Origin of the sequence: Collinsella aerofaciens, from assembly GCF_028207065.1 — a bacterium.
Lineage (GTDB): Bacteria > Actinomycetota > Coriobacteriia > Coriobacteriales > Coriobacteriaceae > Collinsella > Collinsella aerofaciens_AR.
The window spans coordinates 1-18,101 of the sequence record NZ_JAQLFP010000001.1 but is presented as its reverse complement, the minus strand read 5'-3'; the positions used below and the strand labels follow the sequence as shown (position 1 = coordinate 18,101).

The following is an 18,101-nucleotide window of genomic DNA, read 5'->3' as shown; positions in this document are numbered from 1 at the left end:
ACGTAATGACCAAGAACCGCACCGAGGTCGCGGACATCGACCGCAGCCTCTACGACTTCACCTATGGCGAGGAGGGATTCGAGCGCCTCGACGCCGGCATCACGCCCGACATCGTGCGCGAGATCAGCGCCAAGAAGGACGAACCGCAGTGGATGCTCGACCTGCGTCTCAAGTCCCTCGAGATCTTCAACCGCTTCCCCGATCCGACGTGGGGCCCCTCCATCGAGGGCCTGGACATGGACAACATCGTCACCTACGTCAAGCCCAACACCGACCAAAAGCACGACTGGGAGTCGGTGCCCGACGACATCAAGAACACCTTTGAGCGCCTGGGCATCCCCGAGGCCGAGCGCAGCTACCTGGCGGGCGTCGGCGCGCAGTACGACTCCGAGCTGGTCTACCACAACATGCAGGACACCGCGTCCAAGATGGGTATCGTCTATTCCGGCATCGAGGAGGCCCTGCACGACCCGCAGTGGGAGCCGCTCATCCACGAGAAGTTTATGACGCTCATCCCGCCCACCGACCACAAGTTTGCGGCCCTGCACGGCGCCGTATGGTCGGGCGGCTCGTTTGTCTACGTGCCCAAGGGCACCAAGCTCGACTTCCCGCTGCAGAGCTACTTCCGCCTTAACGCCAAGGGCGCCGGCCAGTTTGAGCACACGCTCATCATCGTCGAGGACGATGCCGACTTGCACTTTATTGAGGGTTGCTCCGCGCCCAAGTACAACGTGGCCAACCTCCACGCCGGCGCCGTCGAGCTCTTTGTGGGCAAGCGTGCGCACCTGCGCTACTCGACCATCGAGAACTGGTCCAAGAACATGTACAACCTCAACACCAAGCGTGCGCGCGTGGACGAGGACGGCGACATCGAGTGGATCAGTGGCTCCTTCGGCAGCCACGTGGGCTACCTCTACCCCATGAGCGTGCTCAACGGCCGCCGCGCTCGCTCGAGCTTTACCGGCATCACCTTTGCCGGCGCCGGGCAGAATCTCGACACCGGCTGCAAGGTCGTGCTCAACGCCCCCGAGACCTCGGCGACCGTCGAGACCAAGGGCATCTCCAAGAGTGGCGGCATCCAGACGTTCCGCAGCTCTATTGTGGCGACACCCAAGGCCGAGGGTTCCAAGGCAACCGTGAGCTGCCAGTCGCTGATGCTCGACGACCAGAGCCGCTCCGATACCATCCCCGCTATGGACATCCGCGCCAAGAACGTCGACATCGGCCACGAGGCCACCATCGGCCGCATCGGCGACGACAAGGTGTTCTACCTGATGAGCCGCGGCATCTCGGAGGAAGAGGCCCGCACCATGATCGTCAACGGCTTTGCCAACCCGGTCTCCAAGGAGCTGCCGCTGGAGTACGCCGTCGAGATGAACAACCTGATCAAGCTCGAGATGGAAGGAGCGATCGGATAATGAAACAGGAAACCAACACCGCTGCTACCACACTCGAGCAGGTCAACGCGATGCCCGCAGCAACCTGGGGCTGGTTGAAAATGAACCAGACCAAGCTCGAGCTCTCTGACGAGCTTGTCGCCGCTCCCGCCGATGCCGTTGAGGTCGAAGGCTTGGACGAGCAGTTTGCCGGCGCTGCCGACGCGTTTGGCACCGCCATGAACGCCATGGCCGAGCGCTTCCCCGAGCGCCGTACCGCTGCCCCCGGTGATGCCGCCGACCGCGCCCGCATCACGCCCGAGACCGAGCTCGACGTGCCCGCCACCTCCGTCTACCAGGCCGGCACCATCAAGCTCGAGGAGGAACTCTCCCCCGCCGAGGCCTTCGAGACCGGCATGGGCGAGGCTGCCTACGCCTACTTGGCCGAGCACGCCACCAAGCGCATCGTCATCGATGTGCCCGCATGCAAGCACGCCACGGTTACCGTGCGCGTGAGCGGTGTCGATGCCGCCGCGGCCATCGCCGCCATCGACGTCGTCGCCCGCCCTCAGTCGACGCTCGATCTGCTTATTGCCCTGGACTCCCCCGTTGCCGGCGAGGGTGTCGTGGGCTCCGTGCTGCGCGTGTGTGCCCACGAGTACGCCACCGTCAACGTGACCTGCGTGCAGACGCTCGACGATAGCTGGATCGCACTCGACGACACCGGCCTGTTCCTGGACGAGGGCGCGCGCGTCAACGTGCAACACACCGTCCTGGGCGCCGGCGCCAGCGCCACCGGCCTTGCCGGCGACCTGCTGGGCGATACCGCCAAGGTGACCATCGATACTGACTACCTGGGCGCCCGCGAGCAGGTGCGCGACTTTAACTACGAGCTGCGCCACCGCGGTCGCAAGACCGAGTGCGAGATCGACGCCAACGGCGTGCTGACCGGCACGGCCAAGAAGGTCTACCGCGGCACCATCGACCTCGTGCACGGCTGCAAGGGTGCAACCGGCACCGAGCGCGAGACGGTGCTTTTGGCCAACAAGGGCGTCGACAACAAGACCGTTCCCGTCATCCTCTGCGACGAGGACGACGTCGCCGGCAACCACGGCGCCACCATCGGTCACGTCCGCGACGAGCAGCTGTTCTACCTCGCCTGCCGCGGCCTTGACCAAAACGCCGCCGAGGACCTGTTCATCCGCGCCAAGCTGGAGGACGCCGCGCTTTCCGCCACCGACGAGCGCACCCGCGCCGCCGTCGTCCGCCTGGGCAACAACCTGATCGACAACTTTGAAGAGGAGCTCGCATGATCGACACCGAGCACGTTAAATGCGACACCTGTACTGCCCCCGAGCCCATGGAGCTCGACGCCAGCGACGAGGCTTCGCGCGGCTGGCCCACCGTGGACATCGAGACCAACCCCTACAAGGGCCAGTTCCCGCTGTTCCAGCAGCACCCCGAGATTGCTTTCCTCGATAGCGCCGCCACCGCGCAGCGCCCTGCCTGTGTGCTCGACGCCGAACGCGACTTCTACCAGCGCATGAACGCCAACCCCCTGCGCGGACTGTACTCGCTGTCCGTCGAGGCCACCGACGCCATCGCGAAGGTCCGCCAGCAAATCGCCAACGTCATCGGCGCCCCCAACGCCAACGAGATCGTCTTCACCCGCAACACGAGCGAGTCGCTCAACCTGGTCGCCAAGAGCTTTGCGCCCACAGTGCTCGAACCGGGCGACGAGGTCGTCATCACTATCATGGAGCACCACTCCAACCTGATTCCGTGGCAGCAGGTCTGCCGCGAGACCGGCGCCAAGCTCGTCTACCTCTACCCCACCAAGACCGGCCAGCTCACCACCGAGGAGGTTCTTGCCAAGGTGGGTCCCAAGACCAAGATCCTAGCCGTGGGACAGGTCTCCAACGTGCTGGGCGTCGAGAACCCGGTCAAGAACCTCGGCAAGCTCGTGCACAAGTACGGCGGCTATCTGGTCGTCGACGGCGCACAGTCGCTGCCGCACATGCCAGTCAATGTGGCCGATCTGGGCGCCGACTTCTTTGCCTTTAGCGCGCACAAGGCCATGGGCCCCATGGGCATCGGCGTGCTGTGGGGCAAGATGGACCTGCTCAACGCCATGCCGCCCATGCTTACCGGCGGTGAGATGATCGACTCGGTTACCGAGCAGGACGCCGTCTGGGCGCCCGTTCCCGAGAAGTTCGAGGCCGGCACGCAGGACGCCGCCGGCATCTTCGCCACAGGCGCCGCCCTCGACTACCTCGTCAACACGGTGGGCTACGAAAACATCCAGGCACGCGAGCAGGCACTCGTCCACTACCTGATGGGCGAGCTCATGCAGCTCGACTTTGTCCAGATCATCGGCTCAATCTATTGGGATAACCACCACGGCGTCGTGAGCTTTAATGTCAAGGGCATCCACCCGCACGATGTCGCGAGCATCATGGACATGGACGGCGTCTGCATCCGCGCCGGTCACCACTGCGCGCAGCCGCTGCTCACCTGGCTGGGCGTCGAGAACCTCGCCTGCTGCCGCGCCAGCGTGGCCTTCTACAACGACAAGGCCGATATCGACAAGTTCATCGCCGGCCTGCATCACGTTTGGAGCACGTTCAATGGGTAATCTGTACACCTCCACCACATTTATGGAGCACAACTCGCACCCCGACTACAAGTACGAGATGGATGCCCCCACGCACGAGCACGACGGCATCAACCCCAGCTGCGGAGACGAACTCACTCTGCAGCTACGTGTCGAGAACAACGTGATCGAGGAGGCCTCCTTTACCGGTCACGGCTGCGCCATCAGCCAGGCCAGTGCCGACATCATGGCCGACCTCATCACCGGCGAGACGGTCGAGGAAGCCCGTCGTCTGGCGGAGCTATTCCTCGCCATGATCCGCGGCGAGCAGCTCTCTGAGGAGGACCTGGAAGACCTGGACGAGGCCGCCCAGCTCCAGGACATCTCGCACATGCCCGCCCGCGTCAAATGCGCCGAGCTCGCCTGGCGCACCCTCGACGGCATGCTCACGGGACAAAATAATCAGTAGTATTTGTCCCAAATCTTAAGAATTTTGTTGGCCGAATCGCTTGACAAGAGTGGTTCGGCCATTTTCTATTCCGAGCCCTCAGCCTGAGCATTCACCCGCGCATAAGCGCGCACGATACGAGAGACGGTACTCTTGCTGATTCCCGTATACCGTTCGATCTCGCGCACCGTGTAGCCGCCATCGTGCAGGGCGAAAACGATTCCGTCTCGCCGCGAGGGTGCTACGGTCTTGAGTTCGTTGAGCGGCACACCCAGGCGCTTCGCCATCTTGTCGGCAAACGCACGCCGCTCCCACTCCGTCTCATCCATATCGTGAATCACCGGATCGGAACCATCGGGCATCGACAGAGAATAATCCAGAAACCCCTTGGCAGACTCAAAGAGCTCGAGAACACAAGAAGGGTCCGAAAATCCCCTCGTCATATCGTTGTCATACGCTCGAAGATACTCGGCAAAGCTGCTCCAGGGATAACGCTCGATCAGGGCGATACCCGCCTCCTGCGGATTAGCGTGAACATAGCGAATGGCAGCCATCAGATAACGGTCGGTATCGAGCGAGCGCCGGTCAAAACGGTTCTGGAACAGATGGCCCGTGCGCCCCGTGCGTTTATTGAACCGCCGCGCGTACGTCAAAAGCAGCCTGTGCATCGCCGCGCTCATCGCGTCCTCGTAATCTGCAAGCACCAAATGCACGTGATTGCCCATAAGGCACCAGGCGACAACCGTCACGCCCGCCTCGAGGCAGCAATCGCGCATCAGCTCCAAAAACTCCCACCGGTCTTCATCGCCCTCAAAGATGAGCTGCTTGCCCGTACCGCGGGCACAGACATGGTAAAAGCCGGTAACCGTTCTCCAAACGCGCTGCATGGCGCTCCCTTCGCCGGGATCTGATTGCCATCCAATACAGCACGATTGAAGCGTGCCATCAAAACATTCACGCAAAACAATACACTCGCGCGGCCAAAGGCAGTAAACGGGCGGCGAACGGCACCGTTGCAACAGGTCAGACCCCGCAACGCATACAAGAGCTGACCAAAAGCTTGCCCAAGACGAACCCCCTCTACGGAAGTTCGCGACCACAGAACATATAGTTAAACCGTTTCAATTAAAACTTCCGGACTTCTCGCTACGAAAACTGAGCCGTTCGCCGAATATTCCGTGCATTTCGCGGTATTATAGGGGCTGCATGTCATGTCCCTTTCGAAGGGTCGCCCGGCAATCGCCAGCCACGACCCCCAGACGGGACGCCAACACGATAGAGAGGAGAGGCATGCAGTACTCACAGGAAGTGGAGAACATGTGCCCCGTTGCCAAGGGTGCATACCACGGCCCCGCACCCATCCCCGAGGAGGGCAAGTGGGTCCAGGCTAAGGAGATTACCGACATCTCCGGTCTTACGCACGGTGTGGGTTGGTGCGCACCCCAGCAGGGCGCCTGCAAGCTCACGCTGAACGTCAAGGACGGCATCATCGAGGAGGCCCTCGTTGAGACCATCGGCTGCTCGGGCATGACCCACTCTGCCGCCATGGCTTCCGAGATTCTTCCCGGTAAGACCATCCTCGAGGCCCTCAACACCGACCTCGTCTGCGACGCCATCAACGTTGCTATGCGCGAGATCTTCCTGCAGATCGTTTACGGCCGCAGCCAGACCGCGTTCTCCGAGGGCGGCCTGCCCGTGGGCGCCTCCCTCGACGACCTCGGCAAGGGCCTTCGCTCTCAGGTCGGCACCATGTTCGGCACCAAGGCCAAGGGCGCTCGTTACCTCGAGCTCGCTCAGGGCTACGTCACCCGCATGGCTCTCAACGACAAGAACGAGATCATCGCATTCGAGTTCCTGAACCTCGGCAAGTTCACCGACGCCGTCAAGGCCGGCAAGACCCCCGAGGAGGCCATCGCTGGCGCTATGGGCCACTATGGTCAGTGGGAGAACGCTGCCAAGTACATCGACCCGCGCACCGACGAGGAGACTCACTCCGTCGCCAGCGTGTTCCCGGTTCACGAGTAGAAAGGGAGGGAAATAACTATGACTGTTACGTTCGAAGGTTACGAGCGCCGCGCTGACAAGATCAACAAGTGCCTCGCCGACAACGGCATCGCCTCCCTCGAGGAAGCTCTGCAGATCTGCACCGACAAGGGCTTCAACCCGCGTGAGATCGTCAACAACACCCAGTCCATCGCCTTCCAGAACGCCGAGTGGGCCTACACCCTCGGCTGCGCTCTCGCTGTCAAGCGTGGCGCCAAGACCGCTTCTGAGGCTGCCGCCATCATCGGCGAGGGCATCCAGGCCTTCACCGTTCCCGGCTCCGTCGCCGAGGACCGCAAGGTCGGTCTGGGCCACGGCAACCTGGGCGCTATGCTGCTCTCCGACGACACCGAGTGCTTCGCCTTCCTGGCCGGCCACGAGTCCTTCGCTGCCGCTGAGGGCGCTATCGGCCTGGCTCTGAACGCCAACAAGGCTCGCAAGAAGCCGCTGCGCGTCATCCTCAACGGTCTGGGCAAGGACGCTGCTCAGATCATCGCCCGCATCAACGGCTTCACCTACGTGAAGACCCAGTTCGACTACTACACGGGCGAGCTCAAGGTCGTCGAGACCATCCCCTACTCCGATGGTCCCCGCGCTGCCGTTAACTGCTACGGCTCCGACGACGTCCGCGAGGGCGTTGCCATCATGTGGCACGAGAACGTCGACATCTCGATCACCGGTAACTCCACCAACCCCACGCGCTTCCAGCACCCCGTCGCTGGCACCTACAAGAAGGAGCGCCTCGAGGCTGGCAAGAAGTACTTCTCCGTCGCTTCTGGTGGCGGCACTGGCCGTACCCTGCACCCGGACAACATGGGCGCCGGCCCTGCCTCTTACGGCATGACCGACACCATGGGCCGCATGCACTCCGACGCCCAGTTCGCCGGTTCTTCCTCCGTGCCTGCGCACGTCGACATGATGGGTCTCATCGGCATGGGCAACAACCCCATGGTCGGTGCCACCGTCGCCTGCGCTGTCGCCGTCGAGGAGGCCCTCAAGGCCTAATCGCGCCCGCGCGATGCTCATATAGTTGAGCTTTAGAGCCGCTACCCACCCGGGTAGCGGCTCTTTTTGTTTGCGCTGTCGCAGGGTAGCTAATGCCGATATATCAGTTGGGGCGAAATACGAGATGTGATGAGACGGAGCGCCAGAGCGTCCATGACGCCCACCTGCCATATGTGCCCTTTACCGATTTGCCGAGTCTTTGCGGCCCCATTGCCGATCACCCGTGCGACAATGCGCCGGACGAGAAAGGAATCCGATGGAATCGACTGACGTACTGGTAATTGGATCTGGCATTGCGGGCCTTTGCGCCGCCATCGAAGCGGCACGCACGGGTGCAACCGTCACTGTGGCAAGCGCCGGAAAGACTATGAGTGGATCGAGCTTCTTCCCCGGAACCTGGGGCCTGGGGCTTATCGGACCCGTTAACGAAGACGACGAACAAGACCTCATCGATACCATCCAGACCGTTGGTGGCGGCGTCGCCGACCCCGAGCTTGTCCAGACGTTTGTCCACAGCATTCCCCAAGCAATTGAATGGCTCGAGCAAGACCTAGGCGTTGAGCTCCAGCGTCCGCAAAGCGCTGAGAGCGCCCAACAAAAGCAATTTATCCCCTGTTTTGACCACAAGACGCGCATGTGGCGCGGCCTCACCCGTAAGCCCCTTGAGGACGCTCTGACGACCCGGATCGAGTCGCTCGGCATTCGCCTGCTCCCCCGCCATGAGCTTATCGACCTTGTTGAAGATACGGACGGAAAGATTGTCGGCGCCACGCTCTACGACCGGACAAACGAGCGTCTCGTGCCTATGGCAGTCAAGGCCACTATCATCGCTGCGGGCGGCACGGGTGGCCTGTTCGAGCGCAGCCTCACTTCCGCCGACGTGCTCAGCTCATCACAGGCTATCGCGCTGGCGCACGGTGCGTCCCTTACTAATATAGAGTTCATGCAGATGATGCCCGGCTTTATAGAGCCCAAGCGAAACCTTGTTTTTAACGAGAAGACCTGGCGCTACGTACATGTAGACCAGCCGGTAGATATTGCCGACGACAAGCTGGACGACCTGCTCGAGCAGCGCTCTGGATATGGTCCCTTCACGTCACGCTTGGCCTCCCGCGCTATCGATCTCGTCATCGATCAGACAAGTGTCGAAGGCCTGGCACTCCACTACGACTTCCCTCGCGAGGATGTCCCAGAGTTTGTGCAGACCTTTGCCACCTGGCTGCAAGACGAGCACGGCATCGCCCCGACTGACGAGATGCGCGTTGCGATGTATGCCCACGCCGCTAACGGCGGCATCAAGATCGACATGACCGCGTACACGGGCATTGAGGGCCTCTTCGCCTGCGGTGAGGCAACAGGCGGCATGCACGGCGCCGACCGCATCGGCGGCTTGTCAAGCGCCAACGGCATCGTGTTTGGGCGCATCGCGGGCGCATCGGCAGCCCAAGCAGCGCTGGACGCTCCCGAGGCGGCCGCTCCGATGGATATCGCCCTCCCTCAGTATGGCATTGCCACAACAGATGCCGAACGCCTGACACACAGCCTTAAGCACACGATGAGTACCTATTGCATGATCAACAGGACCGAAGCAGGTCTATCCAAGGCCCTGCAACAGCTTGAAAGCCTGAAAGACGAGGCAACGGCGCTGAGCAAGCCGCATGCCAAAGACAGCGAGATCGCAGCCCTCGCCCGCCTGCAATCGCAGAATCAGCTGGCAACGGAGATGGTCAAAGCCATGCGCAAGCGGACCGAAAGCCTGGGTTCGCACTATCGATCGAATTAAACTGGACACCTATCTAGAGCAGAGCACAACTAATCGATATCTATGGGCCCCGTGACCTCGAAGTGGCACGGGGCCCATTCGTGTCCGCACGGCAGCGTATCCTTATTCTGAGTACAGAGCGGGCAAAGCGCGCATAGACAATAGATCAGCGAGGAGGAGATATGGACAGTAGTGATATCGAGAAGTGGCGTGTCGAACTTGATAGCTACGCCAATGTGGAAGACGGCGTTGAGTATTGGCTCGCACGCGATTTAATGGAACCCATGGGATACACTCGATGGGAGAACTTCGCCGAAGTTGTTAAGAGGGCAAAAGTCTCGTGCGAAACAAACAAAACTCCAGTTGATTCCCATTTTCGTGACACCACGAAAATGATAACTGCCGGTGTCGCCGCTCGCGCGGTTAAAGACTACAAGCTTACGCGCTATGCATGCTATTAATCGCCCAAAACGGAGATTCAAACAAGCCAGAGATCGCGCTCGCCCAGGCATACTTTGCCGTGCAGACGCGCCGGTTTTACTGATCCCCAGGGTAGACTCGATCTGTGAAAGCGGCTGTGCCCTTTCGGGTTCGACCCCAAGCGAGGTCAACAAAAAAGACGGCCAACTTTCGTTGACCGTCTTAACTTGCTTTGGTGGGCCGTCAGGGGGTCAGCCTGCTTTGCAGGCGGCCGCTGCGGCGCTTCGCGCCTTGCGCGCTGCGCTGGTAAATGCTCACGCATTTCCTCAGCTCCGCGCCCCGACGGGTTCGACCCCATGAAAGGTCAACAAAAAAGACGGCCAACCTTCGTTGACCGTCTTAATCATCTTTGGGTGGGCCGTCAGGGGGTCGAACCCTGGACCTTGGGATTAAGAGTCCCCTGCTCTACCAACTGAGCTAACGACCCAAAGCTAAAGTCCGTGTTGGCGGACTTTAGAGAAGATATCGTGTGGTGGGCCGTCAGGGGGTCGAACCCTGGACCTTGGGATTAAGAGTCCCCTGCTCTACCAACTGAGCTAACGACCCGATATCAACACGAAGCAAGAACTGGGGTGGGTAAAGGGACTCGAACCCTCGACCTACGGGACCACAACCCGTCGCTCTAGCCAACTGAGCTACACCCACCGTGTCCTGTGCGCTTCGCGCTCGACTATTATTGCAAGGAACGCCACGCGATGCAAGCCCCAATTTTCAAGAATTTTGAAAAGAGTTTTTCGAGGCCGTTTCGAGCAAATCCCACCGGTTCCATAGGAGTAAACTTGCTCCACCCAATGCTCGAAAGGATAGGCATGAAAGAACTCTCCAACCGCACGGCGGCGTTTACCGATTCGGTCATCCGCCGCATGACGCGCATCTCCAACAAGTATGGTGCCGTCAACCTGTCGCAGGGCTTCCCCGACTTTGATCCCCCGGCGCAGCTGCTCGATAGCCTCAGCACCATCGCCACCGATCCCAAGCCGCTCTATCACCAGTACTCCATCACCTGGGGCTCCCAAGCCATGCGTGAGGCGCTTGCCGCCAAGCAGGAGCATTTTATGGGCATGCCGGTGAACCCCAACGAGAATATCGTAGTCACTTGCGGCTCCACCGAGGCCATGATGGCCGCCATGATGACGGTCACAAACCCCGGCGACAAGGTCGTCATCTTCTCGCCATTCTACGAGAACTACGGCGCCGACACGATCCTCTCGGGTGCCGAGCCCATCTACGTGCCGCTTAACCCACCTGCGTTCGACTTTGACCGCGAGACACTCGAGGCGGCCTTCCGCGACAACGATCCCAAGGCCATCGTCCTGTGCAACCCTTCCAACCCCTGCGGCAAGGTCTTTACGCGCGAGGAGCTCACCTTTATCGCCGACCTCTGCAAACAGTACGACGCCTACTGCATTACCGACGAGGTATACGAGCACATCGTCTACGCGCCCCACGAGCACGTCTATATGGCCACGCTGCCCGGCATGTTCGATCGAACCATCAGCTGCAGCTCGCTGTCCAAGACCTACTCCATCACCGGCTGGCGCCTAGGCTACACCATCGCTCCCGCCGAAATCACCGAGCGCATCAAAAAGGTCCACGACTTCCTCACCGTAGGCGCCGCCGCTCCCCTGCAAGAGGCCGTCGTCACCGCCCTCAACTTCGACGACAGTTATTACCAGGAGGTCCTCGACCTCTACACCGCCAAGCGCGACCTATTCTGTCAGGGACTCGACAGCATCGGCCTCACGCACAACGTGCCGCAGGGCGCCTACTACGTGATGATGGACATCTCTGAGTTTTGCTATGACAGCGACCTCGACTTCTGCGAGGACCTGGCCTCAAAGGTGGGCGTGGGCGCCGTGCCCGGCTCGAGCTTCTTCCGCGAGCCCGTCAACCATCTGATTCGTTTCCACTTTGCCAAGCGAGACGAGACGCTTAACGCGGCGCTTGAGAACCTCAAGTCTCTGCGTGATAAAATCGAGCCGCGCGGGTAAGGACGGTCAGTAACTAAAGGCACTAAAGAAACCTCGTGAACTCGTTGGGCCATGAGGTTTCTTTTTATAGCGACCTCATTTATTATTTAGAGCGCTATACTTTAGTCACGGAGCAACTCGTCCAGAGAGGAATACTATGGCAGAGCAGCAGCTTATCGGAGCGCTCGAGGCCGGCGGCACCAAGATGGTCTGCGCCACGGGCTATGCAGACGGCACGGTCCTGGAACGCGAGCAGATTGCGACCACGACCCCGCAGGAGACCGTTGAGGCCGTCAACGCATGGTTTGCCGACAAGGACATCGCCGCGCTGGGCATCGGCGCCTTTGGCCCCACCGCAGTCAACCCTGCCTCGTCCCAATACGGCAAGATCCTGGAGACGCCCAAAACGGCATGGCGCTACTTTGACCTGCTGGGCACCATCCAAAACGAGCTCAATATTCCCTGCGGCTACGACACCGACGTCAACGTCGCCTGCCTGGGCGAGGTCACCTTTGGTTGCGCCCAGGGCCTCACTGACGTGGTGTATCTGACCATCGGTACCGGCGTGGGCGCCGGCGTGCTCTCGGGCGGTAAGCTCGTGCACGGCATGATGCATCCCGAGGCCGGCCACATCCTGGTCACTCGCGACCCGCGCGACACCATTGGCGAGCACAGCGGCTGCCCCTTCCACGACAACTGCCTCGAGGGCCTCATCGCCGGCCCCGGCGTTAAAAAGCGCTGGGATGGCAAGAGCGCCGGAGAGATGGCCGATGACCCGGAGGCCATGGACCTGCTCGCCGGCTATCTGGCGCAGGCGCTCATGACCTACACGCTGTGCTACGCGCCGCAAAAGATCATCATTGGCGGCGGCGTGGCCGACCACACCCCCATCGTGCCGCTCGCCCGCAAGAAGTGTGCCGAGATGCTCAACGGCTACATCGTCACGCCCGAGATGGCCGACATCGATAGCTATATCGTCAACAACAGCCTCGAGGGCAAACAGGGCATTATGGGCTGCCTGGCTCTTGGTGCACAGGCGCTCCAGTAGCAGACGCACCCACGGGGCGTGGCACGCCCGGCAAATCCGACCTACAGGACGACGCCACCACGCCTCATATAAGCCCTCAAATAAAAAAGGCCGCCTAGGACCAAACAATACGTCCTAGGCGGCTTTTTTGGCGCACATCAGCGACCGTAAGAGATATCGGAGCACAACGCCCGTTGCCGCTCCACAGCAGTCGATCATCACATCGGTGATCATGCCAGCGCGACCGGGCACAAAAAGCTGGATCGTCTCGTCAATCGAGGGAATCAGCAGCAGGAACACCGCCGTGGGCAGCAGCACGTCAAAGGTGCGCCGGCCCTCAAAATCAAAGGCGTGCGTTGCCAAGATGCCGAGCACCATATACTCGGTAAAATGCGCGCACTTGCGAACAACAAAGTTGGTCACCCATTCATATGGAAGTCCCACGCCGTGCAGGAAACCGCGGATAGCTTCCATGACCGTTAGGCTCAGCGAGCCCGACCCCGAGCCGGGAACCAGCGAATTGCCCCAGATCAAGAGCGCCATCAGGCAGGTCACGACCGCCCATTTTCGATTGATCTTAACCATGCAGAAGTTATGCCTCCGCGCGGAGCGGCGCGAAGCTGGCGGTACCGCCCTCGATAACGCTCAGATAGGCACGGCCCGTACGCTTGGCGGTAGAGGACTGCAGGCGCTCGATCTCTTCTTCGAGGATCTGATTGACGCGCTCGTGACGACGATTTTCCATAATGCCGGCGGCAATAGCCTCGGCTCGCTCGATGCTCTCGCGCGAGATACGGGCGGTATCCTCGGGGAACACGGCGCTGTGACGGCCGACATAGGCGGGGGCAGCAGGCTGAGGGGCAGCGACGGGAGCGGGGGCCGTAACAGGAGCAGGCTCGTCGATCTCATCCAGAATCGCGGTGGCGGCGGCCCACATGTCCTCGTGGCCCGAGTAGTCGGCCATGGGGACATCAACCTCGAGCGAGGCGTCCGGAAGGTCGCCGGTGTCGATGCGATCTTGGGCATCAATCGATGCGGTGATGGCTGCAGGCTCATCGAGGTCATCGAGATCGATGTCCGCGGCACCGGAAATGATAGGCATGCTGGCGAGGTTTGCGTTGTACGGCGCAGCCTCAGCCGCCTGCTGCTGGGCAGGAGCGCCCCAAAGCGAGCTTTCGGCGGCACGGCGGGCGGCAACAGCCTCCTCGTCCGCGGTCATGGCTTCATCAACGTACGAATTATCGGCAGAAGCGTTCGCGTCCGCCGAGGTAGCGCTGTAGGCGTTATTGACTGCCGCGCTGGCAACGAGTGCCACGAAAGCCGCCGTGCTGCCCGCAGGGGCGGCCTGGGAGCCAGACACGGCGCGTGCCGCGGCGGCGATGTCGTCGCGATTGAAGGAGCCGGTCTGCCCGCCGTTGGTGAGCTCGTCGATGGCGACTTGATAGACGTCGCGCGAGCGCGCAGGGTCGCAGCTCACCGGCGAATCGTCGTCGAGCATACTGTCGATCATGGACCAAGCCTCGGCCTCGTCCATGGCATCTGCGGCTCGAGCGATGGTAGGGGCACCATCATCGGCATGACGGCGCTGGAACGCACCAGTCAGGCCGGAAAGGAATGCCGAGGTAGACTGCTCCGACTGAGCCTGAGAAGCAGAAGCCGCAGCGTACGGAATCGCATCCTGCTGCTGAGCTGGAATCGAGGCGGTCTTGAACTCGCTTTGATGCTGATTGAGATTGGCGGCACCGCCCATGGCATCGGGCTGGAACAGACGCTCTTCACGCTGCGCACGATACTCGGAGATACCCAGCGAGGCGGCATAGATACCCACGCCCGCCACCGCGCCCACGGCGAAGGGAACTGCACCCGCCACGACCGTCTCGTTCACCGACGAAAACGGCAGCGTCGCGGCATACATAACCACGGGAGCGGCAAGGCCGATCCCGCACGAAAGTCCGGCAAGGACTGCTCGTTGTGTTGCATCAGAAGAAGCCATGAGCTCTCCCCATCTTCCAGCACCCAAATCGCATCATTCAGTTGGCTGCGCGAGAGAAGATGAAGCGGGGCTATGCCCCAAAGCAACGGTATATGGTTCGTTTCATCTGCGTTTTCCGTCGCGAAGCTTAAAAGTTATTATGCGAAACCGTCCTGTCGATTGCAAGTGACGATGTCGGATTGAAACGGGAAACCTGCTGCTCGTCGGTCTTACGGTCAAAAATAAGCGCGGAGCGGCGCTATAGAAAAGGGCCGAGGCTCAAAGCCCCGACCCTTTATCGCATTGATGACTATCGCTGCGCGTGGATGACAACCTAGAACGTCTGCTCGTAGTCGCTGTGTTTTTTGGCCGAACGCACCAGGAACTCCTGGTTGGTGTTGGTGCCCTTAAGACCCTTGATAAACGATGCGGCTGCGCGCTCGGTGTTGTTCATGCCGGCAAGAATGCGACGCAGACCAAAGACAAACGGACGCATCTGCTCGTCGACCAACAGGTCCTCGTTACGCGTACCGGAGGCAACGGGGTCGATAGCCGGGAAGATGCGGCGGTCGGCCAGGTCGCGGTCGAGCTTAAGCTCCATGTTGCCGGTGCCCTTGAACTCCTCGAAAATGACCTCGTCCATCTTGGAACCGGTGTCGATGAGGGCAGAGGCCAGGATGGTAAGCGAGCCACCGTTCTCGATATTGCGGGCTGCACCCAGGAAGCGCTTGGGCGGATATAGGGCCGCCGAATCGACGCCGCCCGAAAGGATGCGGCCCGAGGCGGGCGCCGCCAAGTTGTAGGCGCGGGCGAGGCGCGTGATGGAGTCGAGCACCACCACGACGTCGCCACCCAGCTCTACGATGCGCTTGGCGCGCTCGATGACGAGCTCTGCCACGCGGGTGTGGTTGTCGGCAGGCATATCGAAGGTCGACGCCACAACCTCGCCCTTGATGGAACGCTGCATATCGGTGACCTCTTCGGGGCGCTCGTCGACGAGCAGGCAGATGAGGTGCACCTCGGGGTTGTTAATCGAGATAGACTGGCAGATCTTCTTGAGGATCGTGGTCTTGCCGGCCTTGGGCGGGGACACGATCAGGCCGCGCTGGCCCTTGCCGATCGGTGACACGATGTCGATGGCGCGGCCGGTAATAGAGTCCTTGCCGTGCTCCATGCGCAGCGGCTCGTTGGGATAGACCGGGGTGAGGTCGCCGAACTTGGGACGGTTGCGAATCTGCTCGGGGTCCAGACCGTTGACGGTCGTGATTTTGGCGAGGCCGGCGCGCTTGTCGCCGCCGCGCGAAGGACGCAGCGAGCCCTCGATGACGTCGCCCGTGCGCAGGCGCGCGGAGCGGATGAGGTAGGCGGGCACGAAGGCGTCGTCGTTGGACTTCATGTAGCCATGGGCGTGGATGATGCCGGAGCTGTCCGGGCGAATCTGCAGAATGCCCTTGATGTCGCGGAAGCCCTCGGCCTTCGCAGCGGTGACGTAGATTTCCTCGACGAGCTCGGCCTTCTTCTTGCCGGTCGTCTCGATCTCGAACTCCTTAGCCTTCTCGCGCAGCTCAGCGACCTTCATGGCCGCGAGTTCCTCGCGCGAAAGCGTGGGCTCGGTGGGAGCGGCATTACGCTCCTTGTTGCGCTGTTTGCGATCGCGCTGGCGGTTGCGACGGTCGTTGTTGCGGTCGTCCTTACGCTCGTTGCGCTCGTCGTTGCGCTTGTGCTGGCGACGGTTGGGACGAGTGCCGTCTTCGCCCTCAGCGGGGGCGGCACCATCGGTTGCGGCGGTGCCAACATTGGCCGCGGCGGCGTCATTGGCCTCGGCGCCAGAATCAACCTGCGCTTCGACATCCTGCTGCTCGGACGCCTTGGCCTTAACGGACTTCTTACGACCGCGCTTGGGCTTCTCGGACGCAGGCTGTTCGACGTCCTGGGCCTTGGCGACATCAGTCGACGCATCGGCGGTCGTCTCGGCAGAATCCTCGGACGCACCCTTCTTGGCAGCCTTGGCCTTGGACGTGCGCTTAGCAGCAGTACGACGGCTGCGACCGGGACGGACGTCGGCGGGCTCGGCATCGGCGGGAGCGGCCTCGGAAGTCGTAGCATCCTGGACGGGTGCATCGGCAGCGGTTGCAGACTCGGCGGTCGCCGCAGCATCCCGAGCGGCGGCTGCGGCTGCGGCCTTCTCTGCCTCGACGAAGGCCTTGGGCTTGCGACCGCGACGGTGCGGGCGCAAAGCCGGATCGACAACGGGAACTTCGCTGGCCTCGACAGGCACAGCGGGCTCAGCAGGCGATGCGCCCTCCCCTGCCGCGGAACGGACCGAAGCCTCAGTGAGCTCGGGGGCTACCTGTTCCGCAACTTGCTCGGCCTTAGCAGCCGTGCGGCGGCGTGTGCGCGGTGCCGGCTTCTCGGTCGGCAGGTCGACGGCAGGGGTCTCGATGGCGGCAGGCGTCTCGGGCACAGACGGAGCTGCAAGCTCGGTCAGAGCCGCGGCCTCGCGCTCGGCAGCACGACGGCGGGCGCGCACCACCTGAGCCTCGCTAATCTGCGCCAACGCACGTGCCTGCGCGACCTCATCGGAAATCGGCACCGAGGAGTCAGCTGCAACGGTGCGCTTGGCGCGCGTCGTGCGCGTGGTACGGCGCTTGGGCTTGGTGACCTCCTCGCCGTCAGCGGCAGGCTTGGCCGTGCGGCGCGCGAGCCTGGGCTTTGCCGGAGCAGCCTCCTCACCAGTTGCAGGCGCAGGCGTCGAAGCAGCCTTAGGCGTCTCGGGAGCCGAGGCTTGCGCGGGCGCCGCGACCTGGTCCGACGCAACCGGTGCAGCGGGAGCGGCTTGCGTCGTCGTTATTTCGATTTCTTGCTGTTGATCAGACACAGTGTTTGCTCAACTTTCTTTTCAAGCCCTGTGATCACATGCTCCCTGCATAAACCTTCAGGGCGGCTAAACAGTCTAGTTCCGTTCAAAACGACGGACATCATTGATCTGTATCGAGATGATTGCGTCAACTACGCAGCGTTAGTGTAACACAACCGCCGCCACCTGCAACTTAGTCATTAGGGGCGTTCTTAAACGACTAGTCAAAAGGGACACTCTTTGGTCTACCACCCACAAATCAGACTGCCTCCGCCAAATCTATGGCGGTTTACTACGACGAATCGATCAACCGCGACCACTCCGAAACATGTTGAACTAAAACCGCAGGTAGATGCCTTGCGCTTTTTTGCGAAAAGCCGGCGTGGTTGGAAATTCCCAATTCATCGTAGTAAACCGGCATAGTTTCGTATTTCCAGCAGTTCCAAATTCGTCAATACGTCGGCATTTGCGAAAAAAGCCCGACCTCCGTATGAACTGCCTCCCATTTCTTGGACATGAGAAATGGGAGGCTTTCTTTATGCGCGTTGATTTGAGAGTGAAGCATGAT

Annotated in this window: 14 protein-coding genes and 3 tRNA genes; 10 read left to right on the top strand and 7 right to left on the bottom strand. The window is 61.3% G+C overall.

Annotation, left to right across the window (positions count from 1 at the left end):
• Positions 1 to 5: 5 nt before the first annotated feature.
• From sufB to sufU, 4 genes are read left to right on the top strand one after another with little or no spacing between them, the layout of a single operon-like run.
• Positions 6 to 1,418 (top strand): Fe-S cluster assembly protein SufB, encoded by a 1,413-nt coding sequence (sufB, locus tag PMX72_RS00085; protein WP_022094821.1) that lies wholly within the window; start codon positions 6 to 8, stop codon positions 1,416 to 1,418.
• A complete protein-coding gene (locus PMX72_RS00080; RefSeq protein WP_271729520.1) occupies positions 1,418 to 2,689 on the top strand; it encodes a SufB/SufD family protein in 1,272 nt (423 codons plus the stop codon). The genes sufB and PMX72_RS00080 overlap by 1 nt, the downstream gene beginning before the upstream one ends.
• Positions 2,686 to 4,011, top strand: a complete 1,326-nt coding sequence (locus PMX72_RS00075; protein WP_271729519.1) for an aminotransferase class V-fold PLP-dependent enzyme — start codon at positions 2,686 to 2,688, stop codon at positions 4,009 to 4,011. The genes PMX72_RS00080 and PMX72_RS00075 overlap by 4 nt, the downstream gene beginning before the upstream one ends.
• A complete protein-coding gene (gene sufU, locus PMX72_RS00070; protein ID WP_117583738.1) occupies positions 4,004 to 4,438 on the top strand; it encodes a Fe-S cluster assembly sulfur transfer protein SufU in 435 nt (144 codons plus the stop codon). The genes PMX72_RS00075 and sufU overlap by 8 nt, the downstream gene beginning before the upstream one ends.
• Before the next feature lie 65 nt (positions 4,439 to 4,503).
• Here sufU and PMX72_RS00065 read toward each other — a convergent pair whose 3' ends face one another.
• The gene (locus PMX72_RS00065) at positions 4,504 to 5,304 is read right to left on the bottom strand and encodes a transposase (RefSeq protein ID WP_271729518.1); all 801 of its coding nucleotides are present in this window, start codon (positions 5,302 to 5,304) and stop codon (positions 4,504 to 4,506) included.
• A gap of 403 nt (positions 5,305 to 5,707) precedes the next feature.
• On the opposite strand from PMX72_RS00065, the gene PMX72_RS00060 reads away from it, so the two are divergent.
• From PMX72_RS00060 to PMX72_RS00045, 4 genes are all read left to right on the top strand, one after another.
• Positions 5,708 to 6,442 carry an iron-sulfur cluster assembly scaffold protein gene (locus tag PMX72_RS00060; protein ID WP_117816822.1) on the top strand — a complete coding sequence of 245 codons (735 nt, stop codon included), beginning with the start codon at positions 5,708 to 5,710 and terminating at the stop codon, positions 6,440 to 6,442.
• An 18-nt stretch (positions 6,443 to 6,460) separates the two neighbouring features.
• The gene (locus PMX72_RS00055) at positions 6,461 to 7,465 is read left to right on the top strand and encodes a GGGtGRT protein (RefSeq protein WP_055252290.1); all 1,005 of its coding nucleotides are present in this window, start codon (positions 6,461 to 6,463) and stop codon (positions 7,463 to 7,465) included.
• A 256-nt stretch (positions 7,466 to 7,721) separates the two neighbouring features.
• A complete protein-coding gene (locus PMX72_RS00050; RefSeq protein ID WP_271729517.1) occupies positions 7,722 to 9,248 on the top strand; it encodes an FAD-binding protein in 1,527 nt (508 codons plus the stop codon).
• Between the two features lie 161 nt (positions 9,249 to 9,409).
• The gene (locus PMX72_RS00045) at positions 9,410 to 9,688 is read left to right on the top strand and encodes a BRO family protein (RefSeq protein WP_197032112.1); all 279 of its coding nucleotides are present in this window, start codon (positions 9,410 to 9,412) and stop codon (positions 9,686 to 9,688) included.
• Between the two features lie 373 nt (positions 9,689 to 10,061).
• Here the strand turns inward: PMX72_RS00045 and PMX72_RS00040 are convergent.
• The 3 genes from PMX72_RS00040 to PMX72_RS00030 all read right to left on the bottom strand — a co-directional run bounded on the left by PMX72_RS00040 (position 10,062) and on the right by PMX72_RS00030 (position 10,352).
• Positions 10,062 to 10,134: transfer RNA gene (locus PMX72_RS00040), tRNA-Lys, on the bottom strand.
• Between the two features lie 43 nt (positions 10,135 to 10,177).
• A tRNA-Lys gene (locus PMX72_RS00035) sits at positions 10,178 to 10,253 on the bottom strand.
• Positions 10,254 to 10,275: 22 nt separating this feature from the next.
• A tRNA-His gene (locus PMX72_RS00030) sits at positions 10,276 to 10,352 on the bottom strand.
• Between the two features lie 164 nt (positions 10,353 to 10,516).
• On the opposite strand from PMX72_RS00030, the gene PMX72_RS00025 reads away from it, so the two are divergent.
• A complete protein-coding gene (locus PMX72_RS00025; protein ID WP_271729516.1) occupies positions 10,517 to 11,698 on the top strand; it encodes a pyridoxal phosphate-dependent aminotransferase in 1,182 nt (393 codons plus the stop codon).
• Positions 11,699 to 11,834: 136 nt separating this feature from the next.
• Complete coding sequence (locus tag PMX72_RS00020) at positions 11,835 to 12,725, top strand: ROK family protein (RefSeq protein ID WP_271729515.1); 891 nt, start codon at positions 11,835 to 11,837, stop codon at positions 12,723 to 12,725.
• Positions 12,726 to 12,839: 114 nt separating this feature from the next.
• Here the strand turns inward: PMX72_RS00020 and PMX72_RS00015 are convergent, their stop codons facing one another.
• The 3 genes from PMX72_RS00015 to rho all read right to left on the bottom strand — a co-directional run bounded on the left by PMX72_RS00015 (position 12,840) and on the right by rho (position 17,554).
• Positions 12,840 to 13,289, bottom strand: coding sequence for a VanZ family protein (locus tag PMX72_RS00015; RefSeq protein WP_006235485.1), 450 nt, complete (start codon positions 13,287 to 13,289; stop codon positions 12,840 to 12,842).
• 7 nt (positions 13,290 to 13,296) lie between these two features.
• A complete protein-coding gene (locus PMX72_RS00010; RefSeq protein WP_271729514.1) occupies positions 13,297 to 14,697 on the bottom strand; it encodes a hypothetical protein in 1,401 nt (466 codons plus the stop codon).
• Between the two features lie 313 nt (positions 14,698 to 15,010).
• Positions 15,011 to 17,554, bottom strand: a complete 2,544-nt coding sequence (rho, locus tag PMX72_RS00005; RefSeq protein ID WP_271729513.1) for a transcription termination factor Rho — start codon at positions 17,552 to 17,554, stop codon at positions 15,011 to 15,013.
• Positions 17,555 to 18,101 lie beyond the last annotated feature (547 nt).